The organism is Laribacter hongkongensis DSM 14985 (genome assembly GCF_000423285.1).
Taxonomy (GTDB): Bacteria; Pseudomonadota; Gammaproteobacteria; order Burkholderiales; family Aquaspirillaceae; genus Laribacter; species Laribacter hongkongensis.
The window spans coordinates 1-6,456 of sequence record NZ_AUHR01000033.1 but is presented as its reverse complement, the minus strand read 5'-3'; the positions used below and the strand labels follow the sequence as shown (position 1 = coordinate 6,456).

Below are 6,456 nucleotides of genomic sequence, written 5' to 3'. Positions count from 1 at the left end.
TACTTGGCCTCTTCCACCACCGCGACGGCGCCGCAGCGCGGGCAGCGAAAAGCCATTACCGGGCCTCCTCACAAAACAGGCGGAACGTCAGCGTGTTCATCTGCTGGGTTTTCTGGACCAGACGGCGCTGGATGTCCTCCAGCTCGCGGCGCTCGGCCGGCGTCACCACATTGTCGGCGGTCACTTTTTGCCAGCAGCGCGCCAGATTGCCGATCTCCTCCACCGCCTGCATGTAGAGCAGCTGGATTTCCTCGTTGTCGACCACTTCGACCGGCGGCAGGGACACGAACACGCCACCGGATTCCCGTGCCACCGCTTCGGCAAACAGTGTGGTGCCGCTGGTGGCCTGCATGTTCATGGCCAGATGCACGTCGACCGACTGGCCGGTGCGTTCGTAAACGCGGTTTTCCAGTGCGTTCTTGGTCAGGCCCAGCGCTGCGGCCATGGCAGCCCAGCCGCCGTTGACCGAACAGCACATCCGCTTGTAGCTCTCGCGCAGCATGTCCACGGTGTATTCCTCCTGTCCGTGGTTATGCGTCCGGCGCGGTTGCCGTAGTCTGGCAACGTGCCCGCAAGGCTTCATGCACCAGTTCGGCGCACATGGCATCCGCAGACACCCCCCAGTCCAGCGCAAGGCTTTCGATCATGGCCCGGCTGGCAGGAGACAGGTCCGGCGCAACCTCGGCCGCGTCGATCATGTCGGAAATGGTCTTTGAGATGCTGGTGTGCTTTTCCCGTGCCCGGTCACGCACCCGTGACAGGCGACGGTCTGACAGCACCACCGACACGGTAGTCCCTCTGACTCCGGGCGTCCGCGGTGCATAGCGGACGGGTTGGACTGTAGTGTTCATGGTATTTTTGGAGGTTCACAACTTAGGCAAACACAGTATTTCACCCATTTGGGTGAAATGCAATAGGATTTGAACCAAATGTCGAGCATGGGAGAGCGGCTCAAAGCCGAGCGTTTACGTCTTGGACTGAGTGCGGAGAAGTTTTCCGCTTTAACTGGCATGCATCGAAATGCTCAGTATCGGTACGAAGCAAATGAGCGCCTACCTGATGCGGGCTATCTACAGGCCGCTTACGAAGCCGGCGTAGACATCTTTTTCGTTGTGACCGGGCAGTATCTAACTACCCAACTTGCTCCTGATGAGTCTCTCCTACTGATGGATTACCGATCTCTCAGCCCCCAAGGGAAAGTCCAAGCATCTGTTGCCGTTCGGCAACTCGGCCTGTCTGGATCTGCATCTGCGGAAACGGCCTCAAGCGACACCACGCCCTCAGCCCCCTCCGCGAGTGGTGCGGTCATCAGTCATAACACTGGCGACGATACGACCATCAATACCGGCACCCTGATCAACATCGGGCTGGATGATGGCGTGAAACCTCCTGCCAAACGCAGAACCGTCGAGAAGAAAAAACCTGCGAAATAACCGCATGCGTTACACCGGCAAAACAGATATGCATTTACGTAGATAACCGGCTTGGATTTCAGCCTCGGGCGATTGCCACGTCGCCCCTGTCATCCAGTACATCGCCCCTCATGAGCTGCCACAGGTGTCAGGCATGCAAAAAACAAAACCCGGCAGTCTAAGCTGTCGGGTTTGTTGCGTGAGCAGAGCAGAACGTTGTGTCCAGTTCCGGACTGGCGGATTTCGGTGTAGATGGTGGGTGTGGTGCGAGCCTGTTTATGGAGCCTGACGATCATCGGGACCGAGCCTGTAGCATTTACAAAAGCTTGCTCAAACCTTCTCGGGTAAGGGCAGTTTCCAGATGCGTTTGCTCAGATGAGCATCGCGGAAGCGGCCGCCTCTCTGCCTTAGCGGTCATTGGCTCAAGTTTTGGTCAATGGTTACTATCGACCCGAAGCAGTCGATGCCTTCATGAAAAAGTGGTCACTAACGTTTGAGTTAAGCCGCGCCGATAAGGCGTCGGCTTGAATAAATTGCTAGGCGCGCCCAAGGAACTCCGCCTCGGTCATGCCAATGATGTTTTCGCTTGTACCGAGTGCCCACTGCCGCTCAACAGTTTTCTGAAATGCTTTAACCAACACCTCATCTTTTCCGTCACGTAAAGCGCGGACGTATCCGTCAAAGTGATGTAATACGCCATAATACATGCGGAGCGGATTGACTATGATTGAGGCCACCCCGGCAGCAATATCTAAGGAAGTGTCCGGCATCTTATGGTACGTAAGGAAGAAAGCCTTTGCGCCCGCACGGCTGTAGTTGACCTTGTGGCTCAACATTCCTTCGTGCGCTAAGCCACAGCGAATGTGTTTGTAGATTGCTTCAGCCGCCTTATGAATCTCCGGCGAATTGGAACAGAATACAAGGCAGAAACTCTTAACAAAGAACTCTTTAGTGCGGCCATTTGTATTCTCCCCGCTTATGTAGCCACCAATTGCTTCAAAGTACGAACAAAGAACAGTCATTGCTGCAATATCGCCGCTGGGTGTTTTGAGTAGTAGGTCAACGGGCGCAAAGAAACAATGCCGCCATAAGTCTTCAAAAACGTCAAGGAGGTCATCGAGGCTTGGGTTCTCCAGTTTTTCATGCGAATAGCTTGAACTCAATGTGGATTCCATAAAACCCCGATAAGCGCCTAACGTTTGATGTGAGGGGCCGTCGTAGCGGCGAAGCTGTGAAGGGAGCCCGCAAGCGTAGTTTGTGGGTGGTACCTCTCTACGGAATGGTTAGGCAACATCGGCAAATACCGTTTTAAGTACTGTTTCGACATCTCCAACCCTGCAGGAAAGTTGTCCAGTGATGAAATGGGAGTAACCATTCTGCTCTTCGAGTAGGTAACTCTCTTCAATGTTCATGTATTCATCAGAGCTTAAGCTAAGGCCTAGCTCCTTTGTTTTCTCATAAACATGAATCGCGAAGTTAAAAATACATGGATTTATATTTACGACGTTCCCATACCAATGAAATGTTTTCCTGATGATGGCTTCTTCTCGGGCTTTGTATTTTGGAGCAACCTCAGATATCGCCTCCTCGACCAAAGAGCGTGGCACAAGGCATAGAAAAAGAAGGTCACTAATGATCGGCGGTATGTCCTGTGCGGCGATAGCCCGAACCTCGTGAAGCAACTCTTGTTTGTGATGAAACAAATTTCGCAACGCCTTGATTGCCACAAATTCATTTGTATCAAAAAAATCTGAACTTAACTCACTTTTCATTTTGTCATTCAGGCTGTGCGCTGAATTCAAAAGGTTGAAAAGAGAGTCCATGTCAGGTGTAACGCAGTGACGTTCGTAACAACGAAAGAAGCGTTCAGTAGCAGCTATCGTTAACTTCATGATGCCTAAGTTGACGCTCAGCCGACGGCAAAAAGCACAGCTTTTTGACGGTCGGCTGGAGCGGATTGTTGAGCATAGATTATTGCTGTAGTGGACTTGGTTTTCAGCTTAAAAAATCGAAAACGACACACCCGCCACCTGATGAAGCGATTGCCCTAAGATCCGTTGTTGACATTGCTCCAACGTTGCGAAGTGTTATTTTCGCCCCGGAGCCGCTTGCTGATGACGCTATAGAACGAAGGTCAGTAACAGAATATTTACTGGCATCGAGAATCATGCCGCCGCCAGATGAAGCAATTGATCTTAGATCGGTTACGGATTTACTCATGGTGATTTTCTCCTAAGTTGATCAACGTGAAATATACAACTTTGCAGGTGTATATTTGGTTTGTCTGAGTGTATAACTAGACATGGTATTTGCATTTATCATTGTCTTGCAAGCCATTGGGGTTGCCAATGCCTGAAAGTACACAGCCAGACGGGACTGCCGCGCCACGCTTGCTTGATGTGTTGCGCGAGTGCTGCGAGTCAGGCATTACAGCCCGCGCACCGAGCAGTAATACGTCCATTGGATAAGGCGCTTTTTGTGCTTTCACCATCATCGGCACCCTCGCGAGATGGGGGCTGCAGAGGTCAGTCGCTTTCTCACCCATCTGGCCGTTGAAGGTCAGGTATCGCATTCTCTGGCGCTTCGGCTGCTGCGATCAGGCTATCGATCAAACAAGAACAGCATCCCGCATGTCGATGCGGGATGCTTGTGCAGGGTAATTAAGAGAGGGTGTTTCCCTCCCCAGACTACACGCTCATGTCAAGCGTGCGGCCACGAGCGCCAGTGTTGGCAAACATGTTCGATTCGGCCGAAGCGGCGACGAACATACTGGCGAACCCTGACAACTTTAGGGCGTGTGTCCATGAAGAACATGGGGCACCTCCAAGTCAAGAGGCCCGTTGTATTTGTCCTTGCCATGTCCCGTCACGGGTGCTACATTCCCGGTGTCCAGACGTAAACAGTGGCGGTGACAGAGACAGAACAACGTTTACCGTCAAAGTCACTTATCTTGAGGGCTGAAGCCGCAAACTTCAGCCCTTTTAGATAATCTCTTCCTTGATTAAATTCTCCACTCTGTAAGTTGCTGCTTCTAAGCTTGTCCCACAAGTAGCAGCAATCAAACTAGCGTTCCCTCCGAGCTGTTGTACTGTCCTCACCGGCATCATGATCTCTGCCGAGAGGTTGTTTGCTTGCCACTCGCTATCTTCTATCCACTTGTGTTCGCCAAGTACGGCATTACGGTGCAGAGTTACAGCATGGTCTAAGACTATGTGGCTGAACTCATGAACAATCGTGAAGCGGGAGAAGGGATCTTCACGCTCAAGAGCGTCATAAACATCCCCCTTCAGAACAATAAGACGTCGTTCGGGAATCGTGAAAGCAGCTGTCTCGGTGAGCGATTCATCGACATGAAATGCATAATTTGCCCGATGAAGTACATTCTCAAGTAAGTGGCTAGCATCGAGAAAATGTGCATTCCGCTTGAAACAGCCCTCTGCGTGCAGAATTGGTAAGATTCCTTGGGCGATAGTTCGCAGTTGTTGACGTGTACGTGTTGCAACCCTGTAACCACACGGTTTCCTAGTCTGGCTTCTATTGTTCGTTACGACCATCTATTGCCCTTTTTTAAGCCAATTTAGAACGTCATCTGGAACCCCATGCCCCTCACTTAGGCGGCGAGCAAATGCCGCAACAAGTATTTTTTCTTCGCTCTCCAGGGAAGATATCGGTACAACATCAAGTGATGCAGCGCATGCCCCCTGTAGTTCATTGAACTTTTCCTTACTAATCATCGGGGCGAAGTAATCAAGAATCTGATCTGCGAGCTTGCTGGTTAACTGTTTGTCACCCAACTCAACTGCGCTTAGGTATGCCGAACTGACTCCTAGGACTGCAGCTACAGTTTTCAGAGTTAGGCCAAGTTCGAGTCGAAGTTGCCTTACGCAAAGTCCAAGGGGTGTGAGCTTCATCATGATGTGCGCTCCATGTCGCTACTTTCAACTGCTTAGAATAAAGATCAACTTACTGGTTGATTTGAATGGTAGACGGATGGCTTTCTCGTGTCAACTATTTGGTTGATTTTTCTTCCTGTGTGGAGATTCGACGTTTGAAAGTAATGTACCAAGCTGTTCGTCCTAGTGCAGCTGGGCTGGTTGATTGAGGTCCGAGAGTTGTTCTCTATTGTTTCTGTGGTACTTGAGCCCCCTCCTGTCGGTTGCGTGACCCGCAGGCGTCCTGGCCGAGCGCGTGAGTTCGTCGGTGATCACAGTCTGCTCAGATGGAGGGCCCTGCAGAATGAATCGGTATAGCTTCCCCCTTTGGTTGATTGATATCTTCCTTATGATCACAAGACGAATTTTTTCGCGCAATGACATCAGCCAGCCCTCGTTCAGTCATTCTCTTCCCGTGCCCTCATTTCTAGTTCAACGGTGGTTGTGTATCCCCCATCCCCCATCGTGTGTGTGACCTGGCTGACCAGCCAGCCGGTGGCGTCGAACTGCGGTTTCCAGCCTGACACGATCACCGGCAGTTCCGTGCGCAGCTCCGGCCGGCCGATGGCGAGGGTGATCGAGAAGGTGGCTACGCCGCGCTGGAGTTTGGCGAAGGCCGCCCTGGCACCGCGCAGGGCGGTGGCTTCACTGGCGTAGAGGTGGCGCAGCACTTTGGTGTTTTCAGCGCTGCTGGTGACGGGCTCGGTCTGCACGGCGACCTGGCGGGTTTTCTTGCTGGTCTTGCCCTTTTTGGTCTGGGTGTGGACGCGTTTGTACCGGGTGTTGGCATCGACGGTGACTTCGCCCTGCGTGCCCTTGTCGGCGTTTTGCCATCGGGCGGTGACGGCGGTGTAGTTCTGGCCGTCAGCGATGCTGAAGCGGTGCTGGTCACCGTCCTGGCGGGTGAGGGTGATGGCCGGCATGGGTTCGCCGCTGGCGGTGGTGGCTTCGCCGGCCTTGATGAACAGGAGGCGACCGTCCTTGACGGTGCCGATGGCGTCGAACTGGTCGGCCAGCCGGGTCAGCAGGTTGGCGTCGGATTCGCTGGTCTGGTCCAGGTGCGGCACCACTTCTTCCGCCAGCGTGGCTCCGATGACCGGTTTCAGTTTGTG

The 6,456-nt window shown here is 52.8% G+C and carries 10 protein-coding genes; 2 read left to right on the top strand and 8 right to left on the bottom strand.

Annotated features, from left to right (window positions below; translation table 11 throughout):
- Window positions 1–55: 55 nt before the first annotated feature.
- Both G542_RS0113980 and G542_RS0113975 read right to left on the bottom strand, forming a co-directional pair.
- On the bottom strand, window positions 56–502 hold the full coding sequence (locus tag G542_RS0113980) for a YmfL family putative regulatory protein (RefSeq protein WP_275450080.1): 447 nt from the start codon (window positions 500–502) through the stop codon (window positions 56–58).
- 28 nt (window positions 503–530) lie between these two features.
- Window positions 531–851, bottom strand: a complete 321-nt coding sequence (locus tag G542_RS0113975; protein WP_081666859.1) for a hypothetical protein — start codon at window positions 849–851, stop codon at window positions 531–533.
- Between the two features lie 78 nt (window positions 852–929).
- Here G542_RS0113975 and G542_RS17675 point away from each other — a divergent pair, with 78 nt between their 5' ends.
- Window positions 930–1,433: a helix-turn-helix domain-containing protein gene (locus G542_RS17675; RefSeq protein ID WP_156092909.1), complete on the top strand. Its 504-nt coding sequence runs from the start codon at window positions 930–932 to the stop codon at window positions 1,431–1,433.
- 515 nt (window positions 1,434–1,948) lie between these two features.
- Here G542_RS17675 and G542_RS0113965 read toward each other — a convergent pair.
- The 3 genes from G542_RS0113965 to G542_RS18695 all read right to left on the bottom strand — a co-directional run bounded on the left by G542_RS0113965 (window position 1,949) and on the right by G542_RS18695 (window position 3,632).
- Window positions 1,949–2,575 (bottom strand): hypothetical protein, encoded by a 627-nt coding sequence (locus G542_RS0113965; protein ID WP_156092908.1) that lies wholly within the window; start codon window positions 2,573–2,575, stop codon window positions 1,949–1,951.
- 120 nt (window positions 2,576–2,695) lie between these two features.
- Complete coding sequence (locus G542_RS0113960) at window positions 2,696–3,235, bottom strand: hypothetical protein (RefSeq protein ID WP_051190081.1); 540 nt, start codon at window positions 3,233–3,235, stop codon at window positions 2,696–2,698.
- Between the two features lie 172 nt (window positions 3,236–3,407).
- The gene (locus tag G542_RS18695; RefSeq protein WP_155826734.1) at window positions 3,408–3,632 is read right to left on the bottom strand and encodes a hypothetical protein; all 225 of its coding nucleotides are present in this window, start codon (window positions 3,630–3,632) and stop codon (window positions 3,408–3,410) included.
- Between the two features lie 244 nt (window positions 3,633–3,876).
- On the opposite strand from G542_RS18695, the gene G542_RS19700 reads away from it, so the two are divergent.
- The gene (locus tag G542_RS19700) at window positions 3,877–4,311 is read left to right on the top strand and encodes a phage integrase N-terminal SAM-like domain-containing protein (protein ID WP_373279789.1); all 435 of its coding nucleotides are present in this window, start codon (window positions 3,877–3,879) and stop codon (window positions 4,309–4,311) included.
- An 82-nt stretch (window positions 4,312–4,393) separates the two neighbouring features.
- Here the strand turns inward: G542_RS19700 and G542_RS18265 are convergent, their stop codons facing one another.
- From G542_RS18265 to G542_RS0113940, 3 genes are all read right to left on the bottom strand, one after another.
- Entirely contained in the window at window positions 4,394–4,966 is a 573-nt protein-coding gene (locus G542_RS18265) for an ImmA/IrrE family metallo-endopeptidase (protein WP_081666858.1), read from the bottom strand.
- Window positions 4,967–5,326: a helix-turn-helix domain-containing protein gene (locus tag G542_RS18260; protein WP_081666857.1), complete on the bottom strand. Its 360-nt coding sequence runs from the start codon at window positions 5,324–5,326 to the stop codon at window positions 4,967–4,969.
- A gap of 416 nt (window positions 5,327–5,742) precedes the next feature.
- A partial coding sequence (locus tag G542_RS0113940) for a contractile injection system protein, VgrG/Pvc8 family (RefSeq protein WP_027824423.1) occupies window positions 5,743–6,456 on the bottom strand: 714 nt, incomplete at its 5' end.

Bases quoted from the DNA above. Each gene is read 5' to 3' on its own strand.
- G542_RS18260 (WP_081666857.1), bottom strand. From the start codon at position 5,326: ATGATGAAGCTCACACCCCTTGGACTTTGCGTAAGGCAACTTCGACTC.
- G542_RS0113960 (WP_051190081.1), bottom strand. From the start codon at position 3,235: ATGGACTCTCTTTTCAACCTTTTGAATTCAGCGCACAGCCTGAATGAC.
- G542_RS0113975 (WP_081666859.1), bottom strand. From the start codon at position 851: ATGAACACTACAGTCCAACCCGTCCGCTATGCACCGCGGACGCCCGGA.
- G542_RS0113980 (WP_275450080.1), bottom strand. From the start codon at position 502: ATGCTGCGCGAGAGCTACAAGCGGATGTGCTGTTCGGTCAACGGCGGC.
- G542_RS18265 (WP_081666858.1), bottom strand. From the start codon at position 4,966: ATGGTCGTAACGAACAATAGAAGCCAGACTAGGAAACCGTGTGGTTAC.
- G542_RS17675 (WP_156092909.1), top strand. From the start codon at position 930: ATGTCGAGCATGGGAGAGCGGCTCAAAGCCGAGCGTTTACGTCTTGGA.
- G542_RS18695 (WP_155826734.1), bottom strand. From the start codon at position 3,632: ATGAGTAAATCCGTAACCGATCTAAGATCAATTGCTTCATCTGGCGGC.